This is a genomic window from Actinomadura terrae (genome assembly GCF_022751215.1).
In the GTDB taxonomy this organism is placed as follows: Bacteria; Actinomycetota; Actinomycetes; order Streptosporangiales; family Streptosporangiaceae; genus Spirillospora; species Spirillospora terrae.
Genome location: NZ_JAICDG010000008.1, coordinates 78,550 through 105,490, shown reverse-complemented (window position 1 = coordinate 105,490; position 26,941 = coordinate 78,550). Strand labels below are relative to the sequence as shown.

Annotated in this window: 28 protein-coding genes; 16 read left to right on the top strand and 12 right to left on the bottom strand. The window is 70.4% G+C overall.

What is annotated here, in order from left to right:
• Positions 1-57: 57 nt before the first annotated feature.
• The 4 genes from K2F47_RS36695 to K2F47_RS36680 all read left to right on the top strand — a co-directional run bounded on the left by K2F47_RS36695 (position 58) and on the right by K2F47_RS36680 (position 3,812).
• Positions 58-1,191: a sensor histidine kinase gene (locus K2F47_RS36695; RefSeq protein ID WP_242910825.1), complete on the top strand. Its 1,134-nt coding sequence runs from the start codon at positions 58-60 to the stop codon at positions 1,189-1,191.
• Positions 1,188-1,841, top strand: a complete 654-nt coding sequence (locus tag K2F47_RS36690; RefSeq protein ID WP_242910823.1) for a response regulator — start codon at positions 1,188-1,190, stop codon at positions 1,839-1,841. Before K2F47_RS36695 ends, K2F47_RS36690 begins: the two co-directional genes overlap by 4 nt.
• A gap of 143 nt (positions 1,842-1,984) precedes the next feature.
• The gene (locus tag K2F47_RS36685) at positions 1,985-2,617 is read left to right on the top strand and encodes a hypothetical protein (RefSeq protein ID WP_242910821.1); all 633 of its coding nucleotides are present in this window, start codon (positions 1,985-1,987) and stop codon (positions 2,615-2,617) included.
• 28 nt (positions 2,618-2,645) lie between these two features.
• Positions 2,646-3,812: a serine hydrolase domain-containing protein gene (locus tag K2F47_RS36680; protein ID WP_242910819.1), complete on the top strand. Its 1,167-nt coding sequence runs from the start codon at positions 2,646-2,648 to the stop codon at positions 3,810-3,812.
• Between the two features lie 15 nt (positions 3,813-3,827).
• Here the strand turns inward: K2F47_RS36680 and K2F47_RS36675 are convergent, their stop codons facing one another.
• Positions 3,828-4,763, bottom strand: a complete 936-nt coding sequence (locus tag K2F47_RS36675; RefSeq protein ID WP_242910818.1) for an NAD-dependent epimerase/dehydratase family protein — start codon at positions 4,761-4,763, stop codon at positions 3,828-3,830.
• Positions 4,764-4,834: 71 nt separating this feature from the next.
• Here K2F47_RS36675 and K2F47_RS36670 point away from each other — a divergent pair, with 71 nt between their 5' ends.
• The gene (locus tag K2F47_RS36670; RefSeq protein WP_242910817.1) at positions 4,835-5,302 is read left to right on the top strand and encodes a MarR family winged helix-turn-helix transcriptional regulator; all 468 of its coding nucleotides are present in this window, start codon (positions 4,835-4,837) and stop codon (positions 5,300-5,302) included.
• Between the two features lie 236 nt (positions 5,303-5,538).
• Here K2F47_RS36670 and K2F47_RS36665 read toward each other — a convergent pair whose 3' ends face one another.
• Positions 5,539-6,738, bottom strand: coding sequence for an arginine deiminase (locus tag K2F47_RS36665; protein ID WP_242910816.1), 1,200 nt, complete (start codon positions 6,736-6,738; stop codon positions 5,539-5,541).
• A gap of 42 nt (positions 6,739-6,780) precedes the next feature.
• Here K2F47_RS36665 and K2F47_RS36660 point away from each other — a divergent pair, with 42 nt between their 5' ends.
• Positions 6,781-7,959, top strand: coding sequence for an MFS transporter (locus K2F47_RS36660; RefSeq protein WP_242910815.1), 1,179 nt, complete (start codon positions 6,781-6,783; stop codon positions 7,957-7,959).
• A gap of 51 nt (positions 7,960-8,010) precedes the next feature.
• Here the strand turns inward: K2F47_RS36660 and K2F47_RS36655 are convergent, their stop codons facing one another.
• Positions 8,011-8,643 carry an isochorismatase family protein gene (locus tag K2F47_RS36655; RefSeq protein ID WP_242910814.1) on the bottom strand — a complete coding sequence of 211 codons (633 nt, stop codon included), beginning with the start codon at positions 8,641-8,643 and terminating at the stop codon, positions 8,011-8,013.
• A gap of 220 nt (positions 8,644-8,863) precedes the next feature.
• Here K2F47_RS36655 and K2F47_RS36650 point away from each other — a divergent pair, with 220 nt between their 5' ends.
• Positions 8,864-9,703 (top strand): NAD(P)H-binding protein, encoded by an 840-nt coding sequence (locus K2F47_RS36650; RefSeq protein WP_242910813.1) that lies wholly within the window; start codon positions 8,864-8,866, stop codon positions 9,701-9,703.
• Positions 9,704-9,706: 3 nt separating this feature from the next.
• Here the strand turns inward: K2F47_RS36650 and K2F47_RS36645 are convergent, their stop codons facing one another.
• Positions 9,707-10,471: an SDR family oxidoreductase gene (locus K2F47_RS36645; protein ID WP_242910811.1), complete on the bottom strand. Its 765-nt coding sequence runs from the start codon at positions 10,469-10,471 to the stop codon at positions 9,707-9,709.
• A 127-nt stretch (positions 10,472-10,598) separates the two neighbouring features.
• On the opposite strand from K2F47_RS36645, the gene K2F47_RS36640 reads away from it, so the two are divergent.
• Together K2F47_RS36640 and K2F47_RS36635 are read left to right on the top strand one after the other, a co-directional pair.
• Positions 10,599-10,937 (top strand): winged helix-turn-helix transcriptional regulator, encoded by a 339-nt coding sequence (locus tag K2F47_RS36640; protein ID WP_242910810.1) that lies wholly within the window; start codon positions 10,599-10,601, stop codon positions 10,935-10,937.
• Positions 10,938-11,037: 100 nt separating this feature from the next.
• Positions 11,038-11,481 (top strand): nitroreductase family deazaflavin-dependent oxidoreductase, encoded by a 444-nt coding sequence (locus K2F47_RS36635; protein ID WP_242910809.1) that lies wholly within the window; start codon positions 11,038-11,040, stop codon positions 11,479-11,481.
• Between the two features lie 21 nt (positions 11,482-11,502).
• Here K2F47_RS36635 and K2F47_RS36630 read toward each other — a convergent pair whose 3' ends face one another.
• The gene (locus K2F47_RS36630; protein ID WP_242910808.1) at positions 11,503-12,123 is read right to left on the bottom strand and encodes a TetR/AcrR family transcriptional regulator; all 621 of its coding nucleotides are present in this window, start codon (positions 12,121-12,123) and stop codon (positions 11,503-11,505) included.
• A gap of 65 nt (positions 12,124-12,188) precedes the next feature.
• Here K2F47_RS36630 and K2F47_RS36625 point away from each other — a divergent pair, with 65 nt between their 5' ends.
• Entirely contained in the window at positions 12,189-13,175 is a 987-nt protein-coding gene (locus tag K2F47_RS36625) for an ATP-binding cassette domain-containing protein (RefSeq protein ID WP_242910807.1), read from the top strand.
• Complete coding sequence (locus K2F47_RS36620; protein ID WP_242910806.1) at positions 13,172-13,981, top strand: ABC transporter permease; 810 nt, start codon at positions 13,172-13,174, stop codon at positions 13,979-13,981. The genes K2F47_RS36625 and K2F47_RS36620 overlap by 4 nt, the downstream gene beginning before the upstream one ends.
• A gap of 8 nt (positions 13,982-13,989) precedes the next feature.
• On the opposite strand, the gene K2F47_RS36615 is transcribed toward K2F47_RS36620, so the two are convergent.
• Positions 13,990-15,324: an FAD-binding oxidoreductase gene (locus tag K2F47_RS36615; protein WP_242910805.1), complete on the bottom strand. Its 1,335-nt coding sequence runs from the start codon at positions 15,322-15,324 to the stop codon at positions 13,990-13,992.
• A gap of 151 nt (positions 15,325-15,475) precedes the next feature.
• The gene (locus K2F47_RS36610) at positions 15,476-16,282 is read right to left on the bottom strand and encodes an SDR family NAD(P)-dependent oxidoreductase (protein ID WP_242910804.1); all 807 of its coding nucleotides are present in this window, start codon (positions 16,280-16,282) and stop codon (positions 15,476-15,478) included.
• A gap of 196 nt (positions 16,283-16,478) precedes the next feature.
• Between K2F47_RS36610 and K2F47_RS36605 the strand changes: the two genes are divergently transcribed.
• Both K2F47_RS36605 and K2F47_RS36600 read left to right on the top strand, forming a co-directional pair.
• Complete coding sequence (locus K2F47_RS36605) at positions 16,479-16,898, top strand: YciI family protein (protein ID WP_242910803.1); 420 nt, start codon at positions 16,479-16,481, stop codon at positions 16,896-16,898.
• 31 nt (positions 16,899-16,929) lie between these two features.
• Positions 16,930-18,180 (top strand): RNA polymerase sigma factor, encoded by a 1,251-nt coding sequence (locus tag K2F47_RS36600; protein ID WP_242910802.1) that lies wholly within the window; start codon positions 16,930-16,932, stop codon positions 18,178-18,180.
• Between the two features lie 7 nt (positions 18,181-18,187).
• Here K2F47_RS36600 and K2F47_RS36595 read toward each other — a convergent pair whose 3' ends face one another.
• From K2F47_RS36595 to K2F47_RS36585, 3 genes are all read right to left on the bottom strand, one after another.
• A complete protein-coding gene (locus tag K2F47_RS36595; protein ID WP_242910801.1) occupies positions 18,188-19,027 on the bottom strand; it encodes an SAM-dependent methyltransferase in 840 nt (279 codons plus the stop codon).
• A 218-nt stretch (positions 19,028-19,245) separates the two neighbouring features.
• Complete coding sequence (locus K2F47_RS36590; RefSeq protein WP_242910800.1) at positions 19,246-19,689, bottom strand: cyclic nucleotide-binding domain-containing protein; 444 nt, start codon at positions 19,687-19,689, stop codon at positions 19,246-19,248.
• 65 nt (positions 19,690-19,754) lie between these two features.
• Positions 19,755-20,432, bottom strand: a complete 678-nt coding sequence (locus K2F47_RS36585) for a Crp/Fnr family transcriptional regulator (protein ID WP_242910799.1) — start codon at positions 20,430-20,432, stop codon at positions 19,755-19,757.
• A 190-nt stretch (positions 20,433-20,622) separates the two neighbouring features.
• On the opposite strand from K2F47_RS36585, the gene K2F47_RS36580 reads away from it, so the two are divergent.
• Positions 20,623-21,207: a helix-turn-helix domain-containing protein gene (locus K2F47_RS36580; RefSeq protein WP_242910798.1), complete on the top strand. Its 585-nt coding sequence runs from the start codon at positions 20,623-20,625 to the stop codon at positions 21,205-21,207.
• A gap of 85 nt (positions 21,208-21,292) precedes the next feature.
• On the opposite strand, the gene K2F47_RS36575 is transcribed toward K2F47_RS36580, so the two are convergent.
• Both K2F47_RS36575 and K2F47_RS36570 read right to left on the bottom strand, forming a co-directional pair.
• Entirely contained in the window at positions 21,293-22,195 is a 903-nt protein-coding gene (locus K2F47_RS36575; RefSeq protein WP_242910797.1) for a 5'-methylthioadenosine/S-adenosylhomocysteine nucleosidase family protein, read from the bottom strand.
• A gap of 2 nt (positions 22,196-22,197) precedes the next feature.
• Positions 22,198-23,922, bottom strand: a complete 1,725-nt coding sequence (locus K2F47_RS36570) for an AbeC-like domain-containing protein (RefSeq protein WP_242910796.1) — start codon at positions 23,920-23,922, stop codon at positions 22,198-22,200.
• A 122-nt stretch (positions 23,923-24,044) separates the two neighbouring features.
• On the opposite strand from K2F47_RS36570, the gene K2F47_RS36565 reads away from it, so the two are divergent.
• Together K2F47_RS36565 and K2F47_RS36560 are read left to right on the top strand one after the other, a co-directional pair.
• A complete protein-coding gene (locus tag K2F47_RS36565) occupies positions 24,045-24,791 on the top strand; it encodes an NUDIX hydrolase (protein ID WP_242910795.1) in 747 nt (248 codons plus the stop codon).
• Positions 24,792-25,872: 1,081 nt separating this feature from the next.
• A complete protein-coding gene (locus tag K2F47_RS36560; RefSeq protein WP_242910794.1) occupies positions 25,873-26,895 on the top strand; it encodes a hypothetical protein in 1,023 nt (340 codons plus the stop codon).
• Positions 26,896-26,941 lie beyond the last annotated feature (46 nt).

Here is a 26,941-nt window from a genome sequence, read left to right as displayed (position 1 = left end):
TGGGGTGGTGGCGATACTGGGGGGATGTCGGGTCGGGTCCGTAGGTTCGGTGTCCTCTTGCGTCCGCGTTCTTGGGTGGACGTGCTGATCGCTGTGGGCGTCGCGGTGCCGGTGTTCGTGCCGTTCGCCACGGCGCCGCAGGTGACGCCGCTCGGGGTGGTGTTCAACCTCGGGACGGTCGTCCCTCTGGTGTGGCGGCGGCGGGCGCCGTTCGCGGTCGTATTGGTCGTGGCGTGCTTCGCCATGGGGGTGTCGCTGCATCACCGGCCGGGCCTGATGTTGCAGTACGGCGCGCTGGTGGCCATCTACACGCTCGCCGACCTGGGGCGGCACCGCTGGCAGCGCTGGGGCTTCATCAGCGTGGTCGTGGCGACGATCCCGCCCGGCGCTCTGCTGGTCAAGGGCAACGACGCGGCCGAGTTCATGTTCACGCTGCTCCTGCCGGTGACGGCGTTCCTGCTGGGCACGCTGGCACGGACCGCCCGGGAACGGTCGAACGCGTTGGTGGAGCGGTCCGCGCAGCTCGAACGCGAGCGGGAGGCCGAGGCGGCGCGGGCGGCGGCGGAGGAGCGCTCGCGCATCGCCCGTGACATGCATGACGTGCTCGCGCACGCCGTCAGCATCATGGTGGTGCAGGCCGAGGCCGGTCCGGTGGTGGTCCGGTCCGATCCCGACCGGGCGGAACGGGTCTTCGACGCCATCGCCGACGCGGGGCGGGACGCGATGGCCCAACTGCGCCGCACGCTGGGCGTCCTCAAGGAGGAGCAGGACCACGGCATACGCGCGCCCCAGCCTACCGTCGGCGCGCTTCCCGGACTGGTCGAGCATGTCGACCGCACCCAGGTCCGCGTCCGGCTCACGGTCGAGGGCGGGAGCCGTCCGCTCCCCGCCGAGGCCGACCTGGCGGCCTACCGCATCGTCCAGGAGGCGCTCACCAATACGGTGAAGCACGCCAACGCGCGGGAGGCCGAGGTCCGGCTCCGCTGGACCGACCACGAGCTGGAGATCACGGTGACCGACGACGGGCAGGGCGACGCGGGGGCGGACCCGGGATGGCGGCGAGGGGGCAGCGGTCTCATCGGCATCCGTGAGCGCGTCGCCGCCTGCGGCGGCACCGTCGAGGCCGGTCCCCTGCCGGACGGCGGGTTCCGCGTCCTGGCGCGGCTCCCCCACGCGGCGGTGACCGCGTGATCAGGGTCGTGCTCGCCGACGACCAGGAGCTGGTCCGCAGCGGCTTCGCGATGATCCTGGACGCCCAACCCGATATCGAGGTGGCGGGGGAGGCGGGCGACGGCACCGCCGCGATCGCCGCGGTGCGCCGGCACGCCCCCGATGTCGCGCTGCTCGACATCCGCATGCCGGGCCTGGACGGCATCGAGGCCGCGAAGGTCGTGTGCGCCGAGACCCCGACGCGCGTGATCATGCTGACCACCTTCGACCAGGACGACTACGTCTACGACGCGCTCTACGCCGGGGCCAGCGGCTTCCTGCTCAAGGACGTGCGCCGCGACGACCTCGTGCACGCGGTCCGCGTGGTGGCGGCCGGGGAGTCGCTGCTCGCCCCCGCCGTCACCCGCCGCCTCATCTCCGACATCACCCGCAACCGGCCGCGCTCCGGTGCGACCGCCTCCGACCGCCTGGCGGTGCTCACCGAACGCGAGCGCGAGACCCTGTCGCTGCTCGGCCGCGGCCTGTCGAACGCGGAGATCGCCGCCGCCATGGTCGTCAGCGAGCACACCGTGAAGACCCACGTGAGCAACGTCCTCGCCAAGCTCGGCATCCGGGACCGCGTCCAGGCCGTGATCGCCGCGTACGAGACCCGGCTGATCGAACCCTCCTGATCTCCGTCGCGCGGGGGAGCCGCGGGCCCGTACTCCCTCGCGCGGCCGATGCCCCGAGACCCGCCGTGGCGGCGATCCGCCCGGGCACCGGTTCCCCCGAAGATCGAGAACGTAGGGACGCTCGAACTTCGGGAGAACCGCCCATGTCCAGGATCGCCTTTCACCTCGCCCCCGCGCTCATGCTCGCCTACGGCGTCGTCCGGCTGATCGACGGCCGTGACGGGCAGCACGGCCCGGGACCCGCCTGGACGGTGGGGCATCTGCTCTTCTTCGGTTCGCTGGTGCTGTACGGCGGGGTGATCGCGGGCCTGTACGGCCGGATCAGGGGCACTGGCCGCTGCACCGCGCACCGGGTCGCGGCGGGCGGCATGACCGCGGTCGCCGCCTTCGGGCTGGTGACGTTCGTCCGCGTCACGATCGTCGATCTCGTCGTCGGCTTCCGGGCCGCGGACGCCGCCGAGAAGAGCGTGCTCGCCGACCGGTACGCCGACGTCCCCGCCGTGCTCCCCCAGGCGGTCTACGAGATCGGCCCGGTGCTCTTCATGCTCGGGCTGGTGGGGCTGCTCGTCCAGTTCGCGGTCCGCGCCCCGGGAGGCAGGGCGGTGGCCGCGCTGAGCCCCGTCCTGGTCCTGCTCAGCTTCGTCGCCATCGCGCTCGACCTGGACCTGCTCCCGGTGGGCGCGGCGCTGATCTGGATCGCCCTCGCCCTGTGCACCCGCGACCGGAACTCCTCCTCCCCGGTACGCCCTGGGGCCGGGGCCCACGCCGCGGCCTAGCCGCCGATCGAACCTCCAGGAGATACAGATGATCAAGCAGAGGCGTGCGCTGCGCGGCGCACTCGTCCTGGCCCTGTCGGCCGGTGTCGCGGCGGGTGGGCTGACCGGCACCGCCACCGCGGACGCCGACCGGGCTCCGCTGCGGGAGCTCATGACCCGGCTGACCACGGTCGACGGCGGGCCCGGAGCGCTCCTGCACGTCCGGGACCGGCGCGGCGGCACCGTACTGACCAGCGGTGTCGCGGACGTCACGAGCCGCGCGCCGATGCGCGCCGACAGCGAGTTCCGGATCGGCAGCATGACCAAGCCGTTCGTGGCCACGGTCGTTCTCCAGCTGGTGGGAGAGCACCGCGTCGTCCTGGACGCGCCGGTCGAGCGCTACCTGCCCGGCGTCGTACGCGGAAACGGCAACGACGGGCGCGCCGTCACCGTCCGCCAGCTGCTCCAGCACACCAGCGGCATCCCTGACTACCTGGGCTTCCTCGACCGGCAGGAGATCCTGAGGAATCCGCTGGCCCACCACGACACCCGCGACCTGGTCGAGTTCGCGCTCACCCACCCGCGCGCCTTCGACCCCGGCGAACGCTGGGGCTACTCCAACACCAACTACCTGCTGGCCGGCATGATCATCCAAAGGGTCACCGGCCGCGCCTACGGCCGGGAGATCCGTCGACGGATCATCGAACCGCTCGGCCTGCGCCACACCTCCGTCCCGGGTGACAGGACGGCGATCTCCGGACCGCACCCGCGCGGATACGTGAGGCCGGGCCCCGACGCGCCGCTCCTCGACATCACCGCGTTCAACCCTTCGATCGCGGGCGCCTCCGGTTCGATGATCTCTTCCGGAGCCGATCTCAACCGGTTCCTCGGCGCCCTCGTGGGCGGCAGACTGCTCCGTCCGGCCCAGTTGCGGGAGATGATGAGGACCCGTTCGACCCGCAACCCCGGCGACCCTGTCGACCCCGCCAACCGGGCCTACGGCCTCGGTCTGGAGAGCAAGTCGCTGCCCTGCGGCGGCCTGTACTGGGGACACGGCGGCGACATCTTCGGGTTCAAGACCGCGGGCGGCGCCACGGTCGGCGGCGGCCAGGCGACCGTCATGGTGAACCTCGATCCGGGCGCCACGCGCGCGCAGAGCGACGACATGACGGCCGCCGTCCAGAGGGCGCTCTGCCAGGACCGGACCACCCGGTAGCTCACCCAGGCGTCCTCAGTGCTTGTTGCCCGCTCGGAGCCAGGTGATGTAGTCGGTCACGGCGCGGTCGGTGTCGTATTCGGGCTTGTAGCCGGTGTCCTCGTGGAGCCGGGTGATGTCCTGGTAGCTCTGCTCCCGCGGGCCTCCGGCGGGCAGGTCGACGCGGGCGCCGGGGATCACCTGCTTGATGGACGTGATGATCTCGGCGTTGGTCGTGGCGCGGCCTGAGGCGACGTTGTAGGTGCGGTGGTTGAGGGTGTCCGCGAGTTGAAGAAGGGCGATGGCTCGGCCCGTGTCCTTCACGTAGCAGAGGTCGAGCGCGTCTTCCGCGAGAGGCGGCGCGTGCAGGGTGGAGAGGTCGGGCTCCCTGTCCTGGACGGCCGCGTGGACCAACTCGGGGGCCGCGAAAAACAGGGCGCCGTGGGGGTCGCGCGGGCCCCAGGTGCCGGAGATGCGGTAGTTGACGATCTCGATGCCGGTGGCGCCCGCCAGGTGGTCGTTGAGCAGTTCGCCGATCTTCTTGAAGGTCGGGATCGAGTGGAACGCGGACATCGGGAGCGGCATGTCCTCCCTGAGCGCATCCGGGGCGGTGATGCCGGAGTAGACGCCGATCGTGCTGGCGACGCCGACCCGGCGAACGCCCCAGTCCTGGGCGACCCGCATGACGTTGAGCAGGCCGTTCAGGGCGCCGCGCGCCTGCTCGACGGGACGGGCGGGGTCGGGCGGCCAGGGACCGGAGTGCGCGAGGTGCACGATGCCGGTGATCTCGTGGCGGGCGCCGATGCCGAGCAGCGCGTCCAGGTCGGTGATGTCGGCCTGCTCGACGGACACCCGCTCGTCGGCGTGCTCGGCCGGGCGGCGCTGGAGCAGCACGCAGCTTTCGCCCAGGTCGAGCAGTGCCTGCACGGTGTGGGAGCCGATGAATCCCACGCCTCCGGTGACGAGGATCATTGAGGTCTACCTTCTGTCGTTCTGCTGATTATCAGTATTACTGACAATCAGGCTAGCGATAGAGTTGGGGGGTGTCCAGTGGTGAGGGGTCGGTGCCCGAGGTGAGCAGCACCCTGGGTTATCTGCTCAAGCACGCGCAGCATCGGATGGTCGAGCTGAACACGAGTGCGTTGGCGCCGTACGGCATCGACGGGCGGGATCTCGGAATCCTGCTCGCCCTGGCCGGGCACGAGCCGGGCTCTCAGCAGCAGGCGGCGAAGCGGCTCGGGATCGACCGCACGACGATGGTCGCGATGCTGGACGCGCTGGAACGCAAGGGAATCGTGGCGCGCCGTCCACACGCGGAGGACCGGCGGCGCAACGTGGTCGAGCTGACCGAGGCCGGGCGGGAGACCCTCCGCCTGGCCGTCGAGGCCAGCCGCGCCGCCGAGCGCGAACTCCTCGCCCCGCTGACCCTGCAGGCCGCCGACCAGCTACGCGACGCCCTCAGGACGGTCGTCCTCCGTCCGGAGGACGGAAGCGAAGTCCGCGAGTCATAAGCCGTCACCGTCGGGCGCGCCTACCTCAGCCACCGCCCCAGCCCGCGACAACCTCAGGCGCCGCGATCGCGTCCGAAGGCAGATTCGAGCGAAGCGAGAATCTGATCGCGCAGCGAGCCGCCAGGCGAGTTCGGAGCGATGCAGCGATCGCCGCGTAGCCCGTTGAAGGAAGGCGCTCCAGCGCCTGACGCCGAGGGCTACGCAATGAACACGGCTCCAGCGCCTGACGCCGAGGGCTACGCCCTCAATACAGGACAGGACATGCAGCGGGGGCCGCCTCGGCCTGTGCCCAGTTCGCTGCCGGTGATGCGGATGACCTCGATGCCGGACGCCTCCAGTTGGGCGTTGGTCTCGATGTTGCGTTCGTAGGCGACGCAGAGGCGGGGGGCCACGGCGAGGGTGTTGTTGCCGTCGTCCCATTGTTCGCGTTCGGCGGTGACCGGGTCGAGGCCGGTGTCGATGAGTTTGAGGCGGTCGAGTGACATCGCCTCGGCGGCGGCCTCCAGGAAGGGGCGGGAGCCGCCGACGCGGAGGTCGCCGCCTTCCAGCGTGACCGTGTAGGCGGTCAGGGAGTGGGCGAGCGGCGGGTACATGACGAGGGTGTCGACGTCCACCATCGTGCAGACGGTGTCGAGGTGCATCGTGGCACGTTCCTGCGCGATGGGGACGGCCAGGACGGTGTGGGCGAGGCCCGCGCCGATGACCTGGCGGGCGAGGCGTTCGACGCCCGCCGGGGTGGTGCGTTCGCCGGTGCCGACGGCGATCACGCCGGGGCACAGGAGCAGGACGTCGCCGCCTTCGAGGTGTTCGAGGTCGGCGGTGTAGATGGGCTCGACGCCCGCGAAGCGCGGGTGGTGGGCGTAGATCAGGCCGGTCAGGGCGGACTCGCGGCGGCGGGCCTCCATCGCGAGGCTGGTCACGGCGACGCGGTCGCCGATCCAGGTGCTGTTGTCGCGGGTGAACAGCAGGCCGGGGAGCGGGTCGACGATGAAGTCCAGGCGGTCCATGAGGCGGTAGACGAGGCCGTGGCCCGACTTCAGCTCCTCGTGGGCGAGCCCGGCGATCAGGGTGTGCGCGAGGTGCTCGGGGTCCTGGTCGCGCAGGTAGCCGTCCAGGACGCGGCGGAGCTGGTCGCCGAGGCGCGGGTCGGCGGTGACCTCGGTGATCGCCTGTTCGCGGGCGCCCTCGTATTCGAGGGCGTCCTGGAGGAGTTCGGTGACGTAGAGGACCTCGACGTCGTGGCCGCGGAGGGCCTCGGCGAACGCGTCGTGCTCCTCCTGGGCGCGTCCCACCCAGGGGATGGCGTCGAACAGCAGCTTGTCGCTGTTGCGGGGCGTGAGCCGTTTCAGCTCCGCGCCGGGGCGGTGCAGGATGACGGTCCGCAGCCGTCCGACCTCGCTGGTGACATTGTGTTCGTGCGCAGTCGTCTCCGTCACATGTAAAAGTCTAGGTCGCCGGTCCTGTGGCACGATCTCGGGGTGATCGGCAAGAGCGCCGGGCTCCCCCTGCACCTGACGGCGGCGACGTTGCTGCGTGTTTCCGCCGAGGGTGTGGCGACCGCGCTGGTGCTCACCGTCCAGGCCCGGACGGGGGACGCCGCGACCGCCGGCTACCTCCAGGCGGCGATGACGCTGCCGTACGTGCTGAGCGGTCCGGTGATCGGGAACGTGGTGGACCGGGTGGCGCGGCCCCGGCGGGTCGCGGTCGCGATGGCGGCCGGATACGCGGTCGCGACGGCGGCGCTGCTGCTCCTGGCGGGGCGTTCGCCGCTGGTGCTGGCGTTGTGCGTCGCGGCGGTGATCGGCTGCACCGAGCCGGTGGTGGTGGCGTTGACGAGCCTGCTGCCGCGTTTCGTGCCCGCGGAGCGGCTCTCCCGCGCGTACGGGCTGGAGGCGTCCAGCTTCAACCTCGCGGCGATCGCGGGGCCCGGGCTCGCGGCGGCGCTCGCCGGGGCGATGGGGGGCCAGTACGCGGGGCTCGCGATCGTGGCGAGCGGCATCCTCGGGATGCTGACCCTGCCGTTGCTGCCCTTCCCCGGGGCCTCGGGGGGCGCAGGGCAGAAGGTGTCCGGGTTCGTGATGGGCGGGTTCTCGGTGCTCGCCGAGGGGCGGGTGCTGCGGGCGCTGACGACCGCGACGACGCTGGCGTGGCTCGGGTTCGGCGGGGTCGCGGTGACGGCCGTCCTGCTCGCCGAGCACGTCGGCGCGGAGCCGAGCGCGGGCGGACGGCTGCTGGTGGCGATGGCGGTCGGGTCGCTCGCGGGGTCCCTGGCCTCCAGCCGGTGGCTGCGGCCCAAACACGCCGAGCCGGTGATGCTGGTCGGGCTGGTCGCGTTCGGGGCGGCGCTGGCGTCGCTGGCGGTGGTGCCGTCCGTCCCGTGGGCGATGGCGGCGTTCGCGGTGGCGGGGATGTTCGAGGGGCCGGTGTTCGCGGCGACCCTGATGCTGCGCCAGCGCGAGTCGCCGCCGGACCGCCTCGGGCAGGTCAACACCACCGCGGGCAGCCTCAAGATCGCCGCGTCGGCGGTGGGCGCGGGCCTGACCGCCGTCTCGGCGGACGCGGTGGGTGCGGTCGGGCTCGTCCTGGCGATCGCGTCGTTCCAGTTCGCGGGCGCCGGACTCGGTCTGTTCCTCTTGCGCTTCCGCAGAGATTCGTAGCCTGCGGGCCGGACGGCCGGTGGCAGGCCACCGGCCGCCGCGTCCCTCCTGCTACTTGGTCGCGTGCTCGCGGATGCTGTCCGTGTAGGCGTGCTGGTGCCGCCACGATCCGAGGTGCTCGAAGATCACCTTGGCGAAGCCCGGCGCGGTCTTCTCCTCCGTCCAGGAGCGCTGGAGCTCGGAGCCGACGGCCAACCAGTTCACCGGGACCACCCCGGCCTGGACCAGCCGCATGATGGCGGTGTCGTGGGTCTCCTTGGTGGTCGCGGCCGAGGCGTCCACCACCGCGTACACCTCGTGGCCGCGGTCGAGCGCGGTCAGGGCGGTGAACGCCAGGCAGACGTCGGTCTGGATACCCGCCATGATCAGCTTCCGCCGTCCGGTCGCCTCGATCGCGGCGGCGAAGCGCTCGTCGTAGAAGGCGTCGAACCCCTCACTGCGGTGGACGACGGGGTGGTCGCCGAGGACCTCGGCGAGCTCCGGGTACAGCGGGCCGGACGGCGCGTCGTCGTACCCGTTGGTGACGACCATCGGCACGTCGAAGACCTTGGCGATCTTCGCCAGCGCGACCGCGCCGCTGACGTTCTCCTCGACGGTCTTGGGTCCGATCAGGTTCGCGAAGCCGACCGCGTGGTCGATCAGGACGATCGCGCTGTTGTCCGGGGAGAGCGGTGTGCGAGCCATCGTCTTACCTCTTCTGCCGTAGGGACTTCGAGTGGGGGCGGATCCAACCCCCTGTCGACCGGCGCCGATGCTCAGTAAAACTGTCTGCGCAGGCAAATATTTCAACGGCGGCCGGATTGCCGCTGTGACGCCGCACACATGGGGCGCCATTTATTGGAACGAAGTATTCCGTTCTGATAGTGTGCAGGCAGTTGACCAGCGACTATCGAAGGAGCCCCGCATGTACCTCGTCATCGGCGCCACCGCCCATTTCGGCCGCCAGACCGTCGAGGCCCTGCACGCCGAGGGCCACGCCGTCCGCGCGCTCACCCGCACCCCCGGCAAGGCCGCGCTGCCCGAGGGCGTCGAGGTCGTCCAGGCCGACCTGACCGTGCCCGAGACGCTCCCCGCCGCGCTCGACGGTGTGACCGCCGTGTTCCTCGTCCTGCAATACGGGATGGACGCGACCGACCTGATCGAGGCGGCCGCCAAGGCCGGTGTGCGGCGGATCGTGTTCCTGTCCTCGGGCGCCGTAGTCGACGGCGCGGACGAGCAGCCGGACGTCATCGCCGCCTACCACGCGGGCGTCGAGAGGCTCATCGCCGAGTCCGGCATGGAGCACACGTTCCTGCGGCTGCTGTTCCCGGCCATCAACTCGCTCACCTTCGGCATGCAGCTCCGGGGGGGCGACGTCGTCCGCGCGCCCTACACCCGGGCGTCCTTCAGCGCGATTCACGAGCGCGACGTCGCCGACGTCGCCGTCCGCACCCTGGTCGACGACGGCCACAACGGTCAGGTCTACGACCTGACCGGGCCCGAGGCCCTCACCCAGGCCGACCAGGTCGCGATCCTCGCCGGGACGCTCGGCCGCCCGCTCGTCGTGGAGGACCTCAACCCCGAGCCGACCAAGGAGCAGATGGCCCGGTTCATGGACGGCGCGTTCCTCGACGCCCTGTTCGCCCTGATGGCCGAGGCCGTCGGCAAGCCCGCAGAGGTCAACGACGTGGTCCGGCGTATCGCCGGGCACCCGGGCCGGACCTACCGGCAGTGGACGCTCGACCACGCGGCCGACTTCTCCTGAACCTCAGCTGGACGGGCCGCCGACGAGGACCGACCAGCCGCCGTCCACCCGGAGGGTCGTGCCGGTGGCGGCGTGGAGGGCGGGGTCGGCGGCGAGCGCGACCGCGGCGGCGACGTCCTCGGGTTCGAGCACCCGGCCCAGCACGGACTCCCGGGCGAGGACGGCGCCGCGCTCGCCGTCCATGATCGCGGCCGTGGCCGGTGTCCGCACCGCGCCGGGCGCCACGACGAGCACGCTGACGCCGTCCCGCGCGGTCTCGGCGGCGACGTGGCGGGCGAAGGTGGCCAGGGCGGACTTCGCCGTGCCGTGGGCGAGCCGTCCTCCGCCGACGTAGTCCGCGGCGGTGCTGCCCATGTAGACGATCCGGCCCGCGCCCTGCGCCCGCATCGGCGCGAGGACGCGCTTGGTGATGTGGAAGGCGCCGGCCAGTTCCCCGGTGACCTTGGCGGCGAAGTCCGTCCACGAGAGGTCGGCCAGGGCGGCGAACGGCGGCGGGGCCGTGTTGGCGTTGACGACGACCGCGTCGATCCGTCCGTGGGCGGCGAGGATGCCGGACACCAGACCGTCGACGGCGGACGGGTCGGTGACGTCGGCCCCCGCGCTCGACGCGCTGCCGCCCGCGTCCTCGATGTCGCGCACGATCCCGGCCGCCTCGGCGGCGCTGCTCCGGTAGTTGACGATCACGTGGTGCCCGCGCGTGCCGAGCCGCCGCGCGATGGACGCCCCCAGCCCACGGGCGGCTCCGGTGACGAGAGTGATCGGTGGCACGCTTCCTCCTCGGTCGTGAGCAGGTCACTAACCTAAGGAGAGCGCGAGTGCGGCGGAAGGCGCTCACCGCGCGGTGTGCTCCTCACCCGCGGGTGAGCGCGCAGCCCGCAGGCTCGGGAGGGGTGCGATGGGTGACGTGTTCCACAAGGACTGCCCGGCGCGCGAGATCCTGGGGCACCTCGCCGGCCGCTGGACGATCCTGGTCCTCACGGCGTTGCTGGCCCGGCCGCGCCGCTATCACGAGCTGCGCACGGTCGTCGAGGGCATCAGCGACAAGAGCCTCGCGGCCACGCTCCGCGCACTCCAGCAGGACGGCCTCGTGCACCGCCAGGTCGGCACCGGGCAGCCGCCCCCGGTGACGTACTCGGTCACCGACCTCGGACGCGGCGCGGCGGCGGCCCTGGACCCCCTGCTGCAATGGATCCGCGCCAACGCGGCGGAGATCACGGCGTCCCGCGACGACTGACCGGCCGCGCCGGGGCCCGCGCTGGACGGGTCATTGAAGTCGCGCGGTGCTTGTGTTGGAATGCGCAAGGAATTCCGGCCGCGACGGTGGAGTGAACGCGATGCCTCTCGAGGGTGAGTACGAGCCGAGTCCGGCGCAGTGGGTGCGCGAACAGGTCGAGCTGTACGAGAGTTCGGGCGGCACCCAGGGAACGACGCTCATGGACACGGGCCTCCCCGTCATCATCCTCACGACGCGCGGCGCGAAAAGTGGCAAGCTCCGCAAGACCCCGCTGATGCGCGTGGAGCACGAGGGCCGGTACGCGGTCGTGGCCTCGCAGGGCGGCGCCCCGAAGCATCCGGTCTGGTACTTCAACCTCAAGGCGGAGCCGCGGGTGGAGCTCCAGGACGGTCCGGTCCGCCAGGACATGACGGCCCGTGAGGTCACCGGGGACGAGAAGGCCGAGTGGTGGAAGCGCGCGGTCGCCGCGTATTCGCTGTACGCCGAATACGCGGAGAAGTCCGACCGCGAGTTCCCCATCTTCGTGCTGGAGCCCGTTTCGTAAACGGCGGACGGCACGCCGTCCTCAACGCGAAGCCGATCCGCCGGCGCCGTCGGCGCGGCAGAGGCGCAGGGCGCTCTCCAGGCACAGGGCCGCCGCGTCGGGGGCGGTGGCGCGTCCGGCGGTGATCTCCGCCGCGGCCGTGTGCTGGAGGCCGATGACGGCGGCGGCGAGCCATCCGGCGGGCAGCGAATCCTCGAAGGCGCCCGCGCACTGGCCTCGCCGGATGAGCCGTTCGAGGCGCGGCGGGACGACCTCGTGCGGGTCGTTGGCCTCGGGCCGGGGCACCCAGGTCGCGGTGGGGTCGAGCAGCAGGGGGTAGCGGCGCAGGAAGCGCCAGCCCGCGTCGAGGAACCGCGCGAGCGCCTCGGCGGGCGGGGCCGTGTCGAGGTCGGCGGCGTCGAGCAGCGCCGAGTACTCCGCGGCGGCGCGCTCGATGAGCGCGGCAATGAGGGCGTCGCGCGAGGGGAAGTGCGCGTAGACGGTCTGGCGGGAGACGTTCGCCTTGGTGGCGATTTCCTCCATGCCCGCGTCGAATCGTTCGCCGAGCACGGTCCGGGCCGCGTCGAGGATGGCGTCGATGCTGCGCCTGGCGTCGGAACGCCGGGGGCGTGCGGGCGCGGCGGTGTCGGTCTTCTCGGCCATCCCCGCGATGATATCCGTCCTGGCACAAGCTTGACATGCTGTAAGAGATAGCTAACTCTTACAGCATGTCAAAGAACGACGGCCTCGCGATCGAGGCGCGCGGGCTGGTCAAGGTCTACGGCGGCCACCGGGCGCTGGACGGGATCGACCTCACCGTCCGGCGCGGCCAGGTGTTCGGCTTCCTCGGCCCGAACGGCGCGGGGAAGACGACCACGATCCGGGTGCTGGCGACGTTGACGCGGCCCGACGGCGGCACCGCGCGGGTCCTCGGCCACGACGTGGTCGGCGAGCGGGACGCGGTCCGGGCGCGGGTGGCGGTGACCGGCCAGTTCGCCGCGCTGGACGAGGATCTGACCGGGCACGAGAACCTGGTCGTCTTCGGACGGCTGCACGGCCTGTCCCGCGCCGAGAGCAGGCGGCGCGCCGAGGAGTTGCTCGCCGGTTTCCAGCTGGCGGACGCGGCCGGACGCCCGGTGGGCGGCTATTCGGGCGGGATGCGCCGCCGCCTGGACATCGCCGCCAGCCTCGTCGTGCCCCCCGACCTGCTCTTCCTGGACGAGCCGACGACCGGGCTCGACCCGCGGGCCCGGAGCCGGGTGTGGGAACTGGTCCGCCGGATCGCGGGCGCGGGTACCACGGTGCTGCTCACCACCCAGTATCTGGAGGAGGCCGACCAGATCGCCGACCGGATCGCGGTCATCGACCATGGGCGGATCGTCGCCGAGGGCACCGGCGCGCAGCTCAGATCGCGGGTCGGGTCGGGCACGCTGCACCTTCGGCTGCTGGACGGCGCGCAGCGTCCGGCGGCGCGGGAGATCCTGGCCGGGGCCGTTGGCGAGACGGTTCGTCTCGCCGGTGATCCGCTCGCGTTGTCCGTGCTGCTCGCGACGTCCGCCGACGACGTGGGACGGCTGGTCGGGCACGCCCTGACCCGGCTCGCCGACGCGCGGGTGGGCGTCGCCGAGGTCACCGTCGGGCAGCCCAGCCTGGACGAGGCGTTCCTCGCGCTGACCGGGCGGCCGTCCACGATCGAGGAGGGCGTGCACGCATGACCATCCCCGTCGACGCCGTGCTGGGCATCGGGCGGCCGCGCCGCCGGGTGGGGGCGTTCACCGCGTCCGCGGTCTTCGGCCGCCGCGCCATGCTCAAGATCAAGCACGATCCCAAGCAGCTCGTGGACTCGATCGCGATCCCGGTCCTGTTCACGGTGCTGTTCACCTACCTGTTCGGCGGCGCCGTCAGCGGCTCGCCCGGCGCGTACCTGAGGGTGCTGCTGCCCGGCGTGCTCAGCATGAGCATCGCGATCGTCACGATGTACGGCGGCGCCCGGCTCGCCCAGGACGTGACCACCGGGGCCTTCGATCGCTTCCGCTCGCTCTCGGTCTGGCGCGGTGCCTTCGTCGTCGGCGGGCTGCTCAGCGACGCCGCGCGCTACCTGTTCGCGTCCGCGATCGTGGTAGGGCTCGGGCTGGCCATGGGGTACCGGCCGGACGGCGGCCCGCTCGGCGTGCTCGCCGCGGTAGCCCTCGTCGTCGCCTTCGGGCTCGCCCTGTCGCTGCTGTGGGCGGCGGTCGCGCTGCTCGTCCGCGACCCGGCCGTGGTGATCAGCGTCGCCAACGTCGTGCTGATGCCGCTGTCGTTCGCCAGCAACATCTTCGTCGAGCCCGCGACGATGCCCGCCTGGCTCCAGGCGTTCGTCGAGGTCAACCCGCTCAGCCACGTCGCGACCGCCGCCCGGGGGCTGATGAACGGCGACGGCGGGACCGGCGGCGCGCTCGCCTGGTCCCTCGTCGCGACCGCCGTGCTCACCGCCGTGTGCGCGCCGCTCGCCCTGTACCTCTACGGCAGGCAGGACTGACTGGGGCGTCAGGTCGCGGGCGGGATGTTGTGGTTCAGCCGGAACAGGTTGGCCGGGTCGTGGACGGCCTTCAGCTCGCGAAGCCGCTGGTAGGTGGACGCGTCGAACGCCTCGCGCACCCGCTCGGGCGTGGCGGCGGCGCCGAAGAGGAAGTTGAGGAGCCGTCCGGACGACGCCTTGGCCAGCGCCTTCTCCGCCTTGTCGTGGACGGCGCCTCCATCGCCCTTGGTCAGGACGCCGATCAGGTACGCGGCGTCGCGGTTGCCGACGGCGGTCGGGTGCGGTGGGGCGGCCTTGAGGGCGCCGCCGAGCTGCCGGATCTCCACGATCGTGCGGTCGTCGGCCAGGTCGAGCAGGGTGCGGGCGGTGTCCGCGCCGAGTTCGTCCACCGTGAGGTTCGTCGCCCGGTACGCCATCGGGATCGGCGGCTCGTTGTGGATGGTCCCCGATTCGGTATAGGGCATGTCCGCGACGGCGTCGATGAGGCGGGGGCCGACCGCGCGGAGAGGTGCGATGAGGCTCTCGCCCTCGGCGGCGTCGCCGAGGTAGGCGATCCGGACGTGCGCGACGCGCCGTCCGCGCAACGGCGCCGGAAACACCGGAGCGTCGGGGACGGGCATCATCGCGATCGACGAGGTCATCGCGTCCGGGACGGTGGCCGACCACGTCCGCCACGTCTCCAGGATCTCCGGGATCTGCGCCGTGTCGAAGAAGAGCCCGCCTCCGTACAGGCGCGTCACCGGCAGCAGCCCGATTTCCAGGCGTGTCACGATGCCGAAGTTCGCGCGGCCGCCGAGCAGCGCCCAGAACAGGTCGGGGTCAGCGTCCGGGGTCACGTTCCGGAGCTGGGCGTCGGCGGTGACGACGTCCAGCGAACGGACGTGGTCGGCGGCGTTGCCGAACGCGCGCGACATCAGCCCGACCCCGCCGCCGAGCACGTAGGAGACCGCGCCGACCCCCGGCGCGGACCCGCTCAGCGGCGCCAGCCCGTGGGCCGCGGCCTCCGGGACGACGTCGCTCCACCGCGCGCCCGCCTCGATCGACGCCGTGCGGGCGTCCGGGTCGACGCGCACGCCGGTCATCCTGCGGGTGCTGACGAGTAGGCCGCCGTCCATGCCTTGGGGGAGGCCGTGCCCGGTGTTCTGGACGGCGACCGGCAGGGCGTGGGCGGCGGCGTACTCGACGGCGGCGCGCACGTCCGCCGCGTCCAGGGCCCCGACGATGACGTCCGGACGGTGCGGGCCGTTGAGTTGGACACCGGTCCGCTCGTCGTCGTAGCCGTCGTCACCGGGCTCGAAGACCGGGCCCTGGATCTTGGCGGCGAGTGTGTCGTGCGTGGTCATCGAGTCCCCCCGGACGATTCGGTTGCCTTACCCCTCCATCTTGGGGACTGCCGATGCCAGAAGTCCAAGAGATAGATCTGCTGGAGTTGATAAGCGTTGGTTATAGCGATGCCCGTGCCGGGGCCACGCCCGGCACGGGCATGCGGGGGGGTCACAGCTCCTTGAGGAACCCCGAGTCGACCGCGAAGTCGGCGCCCGTCGTGCTCGCCGAACGCGGGGAGGCCAGCAGCGCGACCACGTCCGCGACCTCCTGCGGAAGCGCGAGACGGCCCGTGGTCAGGCTCATCATCTGGGGCGCGACGCTGTCCATCACCGCCTCGCGGTCGGACCCGGTGACGCCCGCGAGGACGTCGGCGGCGCCGCCCTCCTCCGTCCACCACGCCGTCCGGACCGGGCCGGGCGACACCGTGTTCACCCGGACGCCCTGCGGCCCGAACTCCTCCGACAGCCCCTTGGTCAGGTTGTTCAGCGCGGCCTTGGCGGAGTTGTAGTCGAAGTTCATCGGCGCCGGGTGCCGCGCGTTGCCCGACGAGACGTTCACGATCGCCGCCGCGTCGCTCTTCAGCAGGTGCGGGAGCGCGGCGCGCACCATCCGGACGACGGCGAAAAGGTTGAACTCATACATCGCGCGCCAGTCGTCGTCGGTCAGCGGGAGGAAACCGAACCGCGGCAGCGCCGCCCCGGGCGGCGGGCCTCCCGCGTTGTTGACCAGCACGTCCAGCCCGCCGAACACCTCGACGGCACGTTCCACCACCGCCGCGGGCGCGGCCGGGTCCATGAGATCGGCGGGCACGTGCAGCAGGTTCGGCCCGGCGAGCGCGTCCAGGTCGGCGCCGGACTTGCGGGAGACGGCGACGACGCGCGCGCCCTCGTTCAGCAGCGTCCGGACGACGGCGAGGCCGATTCCCTTCGAGGCGCCGGTGACGATCGCCACACGGCCGTTGAGCTGCAAATCCACGGGAGGTTCCTCTCATCGGTGCGCGCCCTGATCGGCGCGACGCCCCATGAACCCCGTCCCGGCCGTTCGCGTTGCACCTCCACGGCGCCGAAAATTTTTGGAAGAAGTCGGTCGGACGTGTCGATCGGCGACGTTCCCCGCTCGACCTAGGGGGGACAGGGCCCGCGAGGGGCCCACCGACCAGGGAGACGGAACCATGAAGTACATGCTGATCATGCGCGCCACCGACGAGGCGTTCGCCGCGTTCGCCGACGCCGACTTCGAGCAGATGATCGAGACCGTCGGCCGGTACAACCAGGAGCTCATCCGCGCGGGCGTGCTGGTCGCGGCGGAGGGGCTGGGCGACGCGTCCGAGGGCGTCGTGGTGGACTACTCGTCCGAGCCGCCCGTCGTCACCGACGGCCCCTACGGCGAGACCAAGGAGCTGTTCGGCGGGTTCTACATCCTCAACGTGGCGTCGAAGGAGGAGGCGGTCGAGTGGGCGAGGCGCTCGCCGCTCACCGGCCCCGGCCTCAAGACCGAGGTCCGCCGGGTCACCACGATCGACGAGTTCCCGCAGGACAACGAGTGGATCAAGAAGGAGCGGGCGTGGCGGGAGTCCACCGGCCAGCTGTGAGAGCGTACGACCGACCTGGCCGGAGGAGAGGATGACCGACCCGACCGGACGTGACGCCGTCGCCGCCGTCTGGCGGATCGAGTCGGCCCGGATCGTCGGCGCGCTCGCGCGCTACACCGGCGACTTCGGGCTGGCCGAGGACCTGGCCCAGGAGGCGCTGGCCGAGGCGCTGGTGACCTGGCCGCGCGACGGCGTCCCCCGCAACCCCGCGGGATGGCTGCTCACGGTCGGGCGGCGCCGCGCGATCGACCTGTACCGGCGGCGCTCCGCCCTGGACGACCGGTACGCCGCCCTCGCCCACGACCTGGGCGAGGGCGGCGACGCCCCGGACGACGACCTCCTGTGGGACCCGGACCAGATCGACGACGACGTGCTCGCGCTGATGTTCGTCTCGTGCCATCCAGTCCTGTCGCGGGAGGCGCGGGTGGCGCTCACGCTGCGCGTCGTCGGCGGCCTGACCAGCGACGAGATCGCGCAGGCGTTCCTCGTGCCGACCGCGACCGTGCAGGCCAGGATCACCCGCGCGAAGAAGACGCTCGGCGCGGCCCGCGTCCCGTTCGCGGTGCCGCCCGCCGCCGAACGCGCCGAACGGCTCGGGTCCGTCCTCAGCGTGATCTACCTGATCTTCACCGAGGGCTCGTCGGCCAGCTCGGGCGGCGACCTGATCCGGCTCGACCTCGCGAGCGAGGCGCAGCGTCTCGCGCGCGTGCTGGCCCGCCTGATGCCGGACGAACCCGAGGTCAGCGGCCTGCTGGCGCTGCTCGAACTGACCGCCGCGCGCTTCCCCGCCCGGATCGGCCCGGACGGCGAGCCGGTGCTGCTGGAACACCAGGACCGGCGCCGGTGGGACCGTCCCGCGATCGCCCGGGGACGCGCCGCCCTCGCCCGCGCGCGGCAGGCCGGACGCGGCCTCGGCGCCTTCGGCCTCCAGGCGGCCATCGCCGAGTGCCACGCGCTCGCCCCCTCGGTCGACGCGACGGACTGGGAGCGGATCGTCCTGATCTACGAGGCGCTGGGCCGCCTGGCGCCGTCCCCGGTGGTCGATCTCAACCGCGCGGTGGCGGTCTCGATGGCGCGCGGCCCGGCCGCCGCACTCCCGATCGTGGACGGCCTGGCCGCCGCGCTCCCGACCTCGCACCTGCTGCCGAGCGTCCGCGGCGAACTGCTCACCCGTCTCGGACGCACCGACGAGGCACGCGCCGAACTGGAACGGGCCGTCGCACTCTGCGGCAACGACCGCGAACGAACGCTCCTGGAGAAGAAACTCGCCGCGCTTCCTTAGGACTTTCTCAGGGCTTTCGAGCCACCGCTCCGTAACCGTGGACATGCTCGGGCCCCTCGCCCTGGTCCGGGTCGGGCCGCCATTGCGTGATGGAGACGAGCCCCGGCTCGACCTTCTCCAGGTCACCGAAGTAGCCGCCGATCTGCTCGACGCTGCGCAGAATGTAGGGCAGCGCCCCGGACTTCGCGTAGTTCTCGGTACTGCGCACGGCCTCCTCGGACGTGTCGGTGCAGTCCCACACCACCAGGAAGCTTCCCGGCGGCACGCCCTCCACGGTTTCGGCGACGATCCGCTTCGCGGTCTCGTAGTCCTGGCAGAACCCCAGTACCCCCATGAACATCACCGCGATCGGCTGCGTGAAGTTCAGGACGTTGGACGCCTCTTCGAGGATCTGCTGAGGCTCGTGATAATCGGCGTCGAGATAGTCGGTGACGCCCTCGGGCGTCGTCCCCCGCATGAGCGCACGCGCATGCGAAAGAACCATCGGGTCGTTGTCGACGTATACGACGCGCGCCTCGGGAGCCGTGCTCTGGGCGATCTGGTGGGTGTTGGACTCGGTGGGCAGCCCGGCGCCGATGTCCAGGAAGTTGCGCACCCCCTCCTGCGCCGCGAGGTGCCGCACCACCCGGATCAGGAATTTCCGCGACTCCCGCGCCAGCGTGGTCAACTCGGGGTTCACCCGGGCCGTGGAGTCGCCGACGACCCGGTCGACCTCGTAGTTGTCCTTGCCCCCCAGCCAGTAGTTCCACGTCCGCGCCGGCGAGGGGATATCGATCCGGAAGCGCGACTGCGCGCTCTCGGGAAGGCGGGGCGGCTGGTTCGCACCTGGGCTGCCAGAAGAGGGCATGATCGACTCCTCGAAGAGGTCTGGACCAGTCCCGAATTATCCTACGTATTTCCGGTCCAGCGCGTTAGCGACCTGCCTGAATCGGCGGTTATCACCGGTGCCGAAAAGTCCCTTTCCTGCTCCGGGCGGACGTTTGCGAGCCCGTTTGCCCGCCGGAAACGCGCACAATCCCGTGGCCGCCGATCCCTGATGGGGCCCGGACCCGCGCCCCTCGGCCGTCAACTCCCGCGCAGGCCGTCGATCATGTGAGAGCGTTCGATATACCGCCTCAGCAGGGCGTTCGCGATCTTTGAATCCGCTTCGAGGAACGCCGTGTACTCCTGCGCCGGCAGCGCCAGCAGCCGCGCGTCCTCCAGCGCGAGGACGGTGGCCGACCGGGGCTTCCCGCAGATGGCCGACAGTTCCCCGAACAGCGACCCCGGGCCCAGCGTGGTCATCGTGCCGCTGCCGTCCGCCGAGATCGCCCGCACCCGTCCGGACAGCAGGACCAGCACGGACGTGCCGTCCTCCCCCTCGCGGAAGATGGTCTTGCCGGCGCCCCGGTGCTCCACCGAGCCGCGGGCGATCAGGGCGTCGCGCTCGGAGTCGCTGAGCATGGCGAGGAAGGACCCCGGCTCGGGTATGGGAATCGCCTGTCCCGTCGTCGCGGACGGCATCGTCATCGTCCTCCCTTGCGCTCGGCCCGGTCGATCAACTCCCGCCCGCGCGCGTCACCCTTGCTCCTCCATCAGGCCGAGGCCGTCCGCTCCCCGGCGGCGATCGCACCGAGCGCGGGCAGGTCGCGGACGACCGTCCGCTGCCGGGCGGCACTGACGATCGCGGCGCTCTTGAACGTCCGGATGATCTTCTTCACGGAGTCGAGCGAGGCCCCGGCGAAGTCGGCGAGGTCCCGCTGGCTGACGCGCAGCACGATCCCGTCGCCGGTGTGCTGGCCGAGCCCGCTCTCGATCAGCTCGATCAGGGCGAGGGCCAGCCGCCGCTCCACCGCCAGCTCCGACTCGGCGATCTTGCGGGTGGCCTGTTCGAGCCGCTCGTCCTTGGCCACCAGCTGGGCCAGCGCCGCGCGGGGGTGGCGCTGGAGGAACTCGATCCACCGGGCGGCGGACACGAGCAGCACCTCGACCTCGTCGATCGCCTCCACGGTGGCCGACCGGGGCTTGCGGCGCAGCGGCGCCATCTCCCCGACGATCTCACCCGCCCGCCGGACGGCGATCATCCGCTTCGGCCGCCCCGCCGAGATCATGACGTGGCCCTTGCGGATCAGCAGGACGAAGTCCGTCTCCTCCCCTTCCTGGAAGAAGACGTGCCCGCCCGAGCGGTGCAGCGTCTGCCCCTTGGCCTCCAGCCAGAGGAGCTCCTCCTTGGTGAGGAGGGAATCATCCTGATCTAACGGCGCAGGACTCATGGAGCCGAGCGTATTTCTACACTTTTGACGGCGCAAGGCTACCCCCGACCGGGGGTAGCAAGCCCTCGAAAATGGCCCGTTCCCACAGCTCAGGGCCCCGTCACCGGGTGCAACGGAACGACTAGGCTGTATGCCAGAGTGACCGAGCCGTCAGGCGATCGCCCGGCTGGCCGTGCGGAGGGGTGACCACGTGACCGAGCCGACCGCGGCCCTGCGGACCGTCGCGGCCAACGTCCGCGCGGCCCGGCAGCGCGCGGGCCTGTCCCTCGAAGAACTCGGACGGCGCGCCCAGGTCAGCAAGGGCGCCCTCGTCGCCCTGGAGAAGGCCCAGGGCAACCCCAACCTGGCCACCCTCGTCCGGCTCGCCGACACCCTCGGCGTCTCGGTGTCCGACCTCATGCAGGGCCGGCCCGAAGGCCGCGTCCGCGTCATCACCGCCGACTCCGTCGCCCCCCTGTGGACGGGCCCGAAGGGCGGCGAGGCCCGCCTGATGCTGACGACGTCCACCCCCGGCCCCGTCGAGGTCTGGCGCTGGCACCTCGAACCCGGCGAGAACTACCCCAGCCACCCCCACCAGGCCGGAGTCGTCGAGACCATCAGCGTCACCTCCGGCGCCATGACCCTGGTCGTGGACGGCACCGAGTACCCCGTCGAAGCAGGCCAGACGGCCACCTTCAACGCCGACACCCCCCACACCTACCGCGGCGCCGGCACCACCCCCTGCCACCTCATCATGACCGTCCACCTCCCCCCAGCCCCACCCCATTCCCCCTGATCCCCGATCTTCACGCGATCGGCATCTGGGTAAAGCGGCCTGTCGAGCGTTCGGAAAGCGAGACGCGAAGTTCCACGGCGCCCGATCAGACCAGATAGGGGAGTATTCGGCGGAGGGTCACGGCCGCATGCCACGCCGCCACGGCTTGGTGGTCATCGTTCTTGTCCGGACCGGCGTCGTCGGATATACCACGAATGACCATCCAGCCCTGAAGGTGATTGGAGATCGCCGACTGTTCGTGGCAGGCCTGGCTGAGCCCTCCGGCTTCCATGTCAACGGCGAGGATCTTGTCATTGAACCGGGACAGGTAGCTGATGATCTCCGAGTCCCCGTCGGCGATCACCGCATCGCCCGAGCCTATAAGACCGTTCAGGATTTTGGGCGTTCTCGACGTGCCGCCGGGGTCGGCGATGGGTAGACGGGCAGGTTCGCCGTGGTCGGTGAAGAAGGCGTTGACGGCATGACCGATGGCGGCCGGTGCCTCCTTCTCCTCACCTCGGCGCTGGGTTTGTTGCGGCATCTCCTTGCGCAGGTCGTAGTAGGCGACACGGGTCGCCTCCACCACGTCGCCGATGCTGATCCTTCGGTGGATTCCTCCACCGATCCCGACCAGCACGACCACCTTGGGATCGTAGTGGCGGCGCAGGTGGTCGAAGGCGATGACGGTGGACCGCTGTCCCTGGTTGAGCGTCCTGGTGGCCACCAGCCGTGCGGGGTGGGGGCCTTCCATATCGACTTCTCCCAGGTCGAAGTTCAGGCCTCCGTTGCGTTGTGACCGGAGCCCCAAGGCGAGGCGGACGGCGCTGGCCTCCACGGCGAGGATGGTGATGATCCCTACGTCACATCTGGGTCTGACGTCGATGCCGTCGTCCGCCCTGTCGGTTGCGCCGGCCACTTCGACAGACGCTCCTCGGCCTATCGCCGACTGCTGGAACTGGGTCGAACCACCGAACGTGGCAATACCCTCGTTGTGCACGCTCTCCGGCATGATCAGACACCTCCCTGTTGTGATGCACCCGTCTGGGCTTGCATCTGGACCTGAACTCGGGAGCCGGAGCCGACCGCCGAGTTCTTCATCTCCAGCCGTCCACCCATGTTGAGCACACCGCTGTTGTTGATGATGTTGCTGGCCATTCGCTTGAAGGCCGTGGTGTCGACCTTTCGTCCGTCCAGGAATTCCTCGGTCGCCTTGAGTAGGCGCAGCTCGACGAGCTTGATGTCGTCATGTATGCGAATCTCATCGAACCGTGATTCCTTCCATGGCAGCGACTTGTCCTCGCGGATGCTGATGCGGCTGCCGACCGGGAGGCGGCGCCGCGGAACAAGCGTGCGATCCTTGCGCGCCAGCGCGGCGCCCGCCAGGGTCAAGGGCGCTCTGATCAGGCGCACGACCTGGCCGACCTCCTCGGGGAGCCGCCACAGGGCCCGCAGCGCCGCCCGCACCACCGCTCCGGCGCCGGTCTCGCCGTAGTGGTCGATGACGTGGTAGTCAGCCGGCGTACGCGTCAGGGCACAGGCAGCGAAATCGAGGCTGAGCGAGCGACCGCGCACCGCCGCGCGCAGGAACACCGTGGTGACCAGTTCTCCATCCGTGGTGACCTGCATCTCCAGAAACTGATGGGCCGCGTGATGGGAGTCATCAATGATCTGTCTGAGCCGGGCGACTCCCGGAGCCCCATAAAGCAGATCGCATTCTGCTGAGACGTCCAGTTCTTCGATGAAGACCCGGTCGCATACTGTCAATCGGATCCTGCGCGGATCCTCACGATCCGCGACGCGGCGCATGGCGACGCGCAGATGATCGACGAGTTCGTCGGTACGGAAAGGGGGCCGGGTGTACTCCCGCTCACGCATGCTCTCCGAGCCAGGCCGCAGCAGCTGAATGACCAGGGGCGGCAGCCAGCGGTGAACAAGTTGACCGCTGCCCACAAAAATCGTCCGCTCTCGGTCGAAGGGATCGAAATCCTCCCAATCTTCCATTTCCGCTTTGGGATCAGGCCGTTGGAAGACCACGACAGTGTGGGACTGCTGGTAATTGATGATCTTCTGTCGTCGACTGAGACGTCCGCTCCTCAGGACCGGTGCGCGCGCGATCTGATTGAGGGAGATCTGGCGCAGTGTCGCCGCCGCGACGATCGCGAGCGCGATCGGCAGCAGGAGAATGAACGCCGCACTGATCGCGGCGCTCGGCGGCCGTCCGGTCCAGCCGGCAGACACCGTGGCGACCACGAGCGTGATCAGGCAGAGAGCGGAATGCAGCCGCAGCATCCACAGCTGATCCTGTAGTCGCTGCTCATCCTTGATCTCTGAGATGTCCCGCGCCGACCGTCTGAGCAGCCAGCCGATCAGTTCCAGCCTTTTCAGCCTCAATGCGTCCGGGAGTGCGGCGGCACCGGCGCGCGCGAAGTAGAAGAGTCCGAGCCAGCACAGCAACACGACGATGACGTGGCCGCCCAGGCAGAACCATCCGATCGTCAATACGAGGCAGGTGACGGCCTGCTGTAAGGATTCCAGCAGCCAAGACCGCCAGGCATGCCGCACGACCGGGACGAGGTCGAACCCGTAGGAGGGTGCAACCCGGTGATGCGGATCGTTGTAGACCTGCTCCAGGACCTTGCGGCGGAACGCCCTGTCGAGGTAGGTCCCCGCGCACAGATGCCTGGTCGCCGCAGTGTCGTGGTTGACGTGACCCTTGGGCTGCTTGGTCAGCGACACCCGTGTGTCGTCCAGTGAGATCGACCCAGTGATCATTTCGCCCCCGCGCGAGTCGTTTAGGTCGCTCTGACCTTAACCAGCGCACAGGTTAAGGTCAATGTGACTTTTTACGGAGAGGCGCAATGATCCACTCATCCGGCAAGCGCGATCATGCACAGGTCGCAGTGACCGTTGACCTGGTCATTTTCACGGTGCGTGACGACCAGCTCCAGGTACTACTCATAGAACGCGGGCAGGAACCCTTTGAGGGGCGGCCCGCACTACCAGGCGGATATATCCGCGAGAGGGAACGTCTGGACGCAGCGGCGCTACGAGAACTCCATGAAGAGACGGGGGTAGACGGCAGCCGTCTGCATCTGGAGCAGCTCCGCGCCTACAGCGACCCGGATCGCGATCCACGCGAACGGGTCATCACCGTGGCTTACCTTGCCCTCGGGCCCGACATGCCCCTCGCCCGCGCCGGCACCGATGCCCGCGCCGCTGAGTGGGTGCCTGTGATGACGGCCTTGAACGGGGACATCGAGCTAGCTTTCGATCACGCAGTGATCCTGCGCGAGGGACTGGAGCGGGCGCGGTCCCAACTCGAGTACACCACGGTCGCCGCAGCGTTCTGTGCCGAACCGTTCACCATCGCCGAGCTGCGGCGCGTTTACGAGGTCGTTTGGGGTCTGAAGCTCGATCCCAGCAACTTCCGTCGCAAGGTGACCGGGGCACACGACTTCCTACGTCCTACCGGCGAGCACCGCACGCCGGAAATCGGCCGACCCGCCGCCCTCTATCGCCGCGGGCCTGCGCGGCTGCTTTCGCCGCCGTTGCTGCGCTCGAGCGATGTGGCGGGCTCGCAGTTCAGCACGGCGGCATTGCGCTGACGCAGGCTTTCGCTCGGCCTGCAGTCTTCTTCGTCGACGCCCGCTGGTCGGGCTCGCCGTCATCCCGCGCGACACCCGGGCGCGGGGGCGGTGCCGCTGAAAAGTGAAGCGGTCAGGGGGATATACGGGTTAGCCGGAACTTGGTGGGGACTGGGGTTGAATTTCAGGTCAGCCGCATATCGCCCTCGGAGAATCCGACTTCCGTAGGCGGGGCATGGATGCTTTTGTGATTGTTTCTTCGCGGCTCAGCGTGGCATCTCGTGCTTGTTTCCGGGTTTACCGGACGGGTCGCGATCAAGAAGATGGCAAGCTGATCTGCGATGAATATCGACCGAGCCACTACTCCCCGGAAACGGCGAGGCACGCTCAGGCCAGAGCCTAGTTCCGGGACGCGATAGCCCGTTCGTTACGTGCGGGCCGACGGTTCGGTTTATTCGATGCCCGAGGCCCCCGAGGTTCCTGGCGCCGCCAAGGGGTGATGCTTCTTCTCGGCTGGCTGGCGCAGGTCGGTCTGCGGCCCTGGCTGGCCGGGGAGCAGACGTCTCCCACCGCCAATCCCGACGAGACCGGCTATCTGATAGCCGCCCGCATTCTCTCGGGCGGGCGCCAGCGGCTGATCTGTCGTACAGCACCGTTTATCACGGTGGATACCCGCTGTTGCTGGCTCCGGCGTACTGGCTCAGCGACGATCCGGAGACGGTCTATCGGCTCTGCATGGCCGTCAACGCGCTGATCAGCGCGGCCATCCTGCCGCTCGCCTTTCGCGCCGCGCTGGATCTGCGACTCACGGCGCGCTGGTCGTACGCCGCCGCGCACGTGACGGCGCTGCTCCCGGCCGCCGCCTTCTATGGCTTCTACGTTCTGACGGACGCCGTTCTACCTGTCGTCTTTCTCGGGTGGGTCCTGCTGCTCTACCGCTGGCTACGGGACGAGAAAATGGTGTACGCGGCCGGGGCGAGCCTGGTGGCCGCCTATGCCTACGCGGTTCACTCGCGCGGCACCGTCCTGCTGGCGGTGCAGGCATCTACGGTGCTCGTCATGTTGTTTCGCGGACGGGCAGGCCGGCGATCGGCCGCCGCAGATGTACCCCCTCGGGGACAACGACCTCGAAGGCAATCTGGTCTGGCGGCTCACCCACGCCGAGGGGTACGGATGGACGCTCTCCCTCAGCGCGGGCCAGCTCTGGTATCAGATCGTCGCCACGGCGGGAATCGCCGGTCTTGGCCTCACGGCGCTCATTACGGCCGCCGTGCGGCGCGGTACCCCATTCCCCATGCGGTGGACCGCATTGGCGGTTCTGGCGGCGGTCGCCGGTGTCGCCGTCGCCACCTCGGCGGCCCTTCCCGACGAACAACGGGTGGGCAACTTCGTCACCGGACGCTACCTGGCCTGCCTGCTTCCCGTTCTCTTCCTCGCGGGACTGGCGGCCTTGCTCCGGGCGCGTGGCAAGGAACTCGTCACAGGCGCCGCCGTCGCTCTCGGGCTCGCCATCGCGCTTGGCTGGGCGGTCATGGACTATGCCGACGACCGGCTGCACACCAGCAAGTACATCGCCTTCGATTTCCTGGAGATGAACCTGCTGACGGGTGACTGGCAACGGTTTCATCTGTGGCGCGCCACTGTGGTCTCGCTTGTTCTGTTCGGGGCCGTGCTCTTCCTCGTCCGGGGAATGGACGCGTTTCCGCGCCGGATTCATCGGGCTGGTGCTCCGCTGGCGGTCGCGTTGCTCGCGGTACTGAATCTGGCCGTCCTGACCACGTCCAGCTACAGAATCGCCCGGCCACCCGCCCGGGACGCCGCGAACTTCGCCGGTATCGGACGGGCCGGGGATGCGGGAACGTACCGCGCCGTCGCCATCGACCAGGGCGTGCCGTGGGGTTTGCGAGTGCCGCTCCTGTTCCAGGTGTGGTGGACCGAGGTCATCGACTTCGACGCGGCCTCGGCCCGTCCGCCCGGTCAGGCCGATCTCGTCATCCTTCGCTGGCGCGCGTCGACCGCCCCCGCTGCCACCTGGCCTGACGTTCCGCCGGGCTTCCGGATTGTGGACACCTGGTCGTCCTACGCTGACGGGGTCGCTCAAGGCTGGGTCGCCTGGGCCCGCTGATTATCAGAGGGTGAGGCGTGGGCGCGCGAATGCGTCTCTGGCCGAA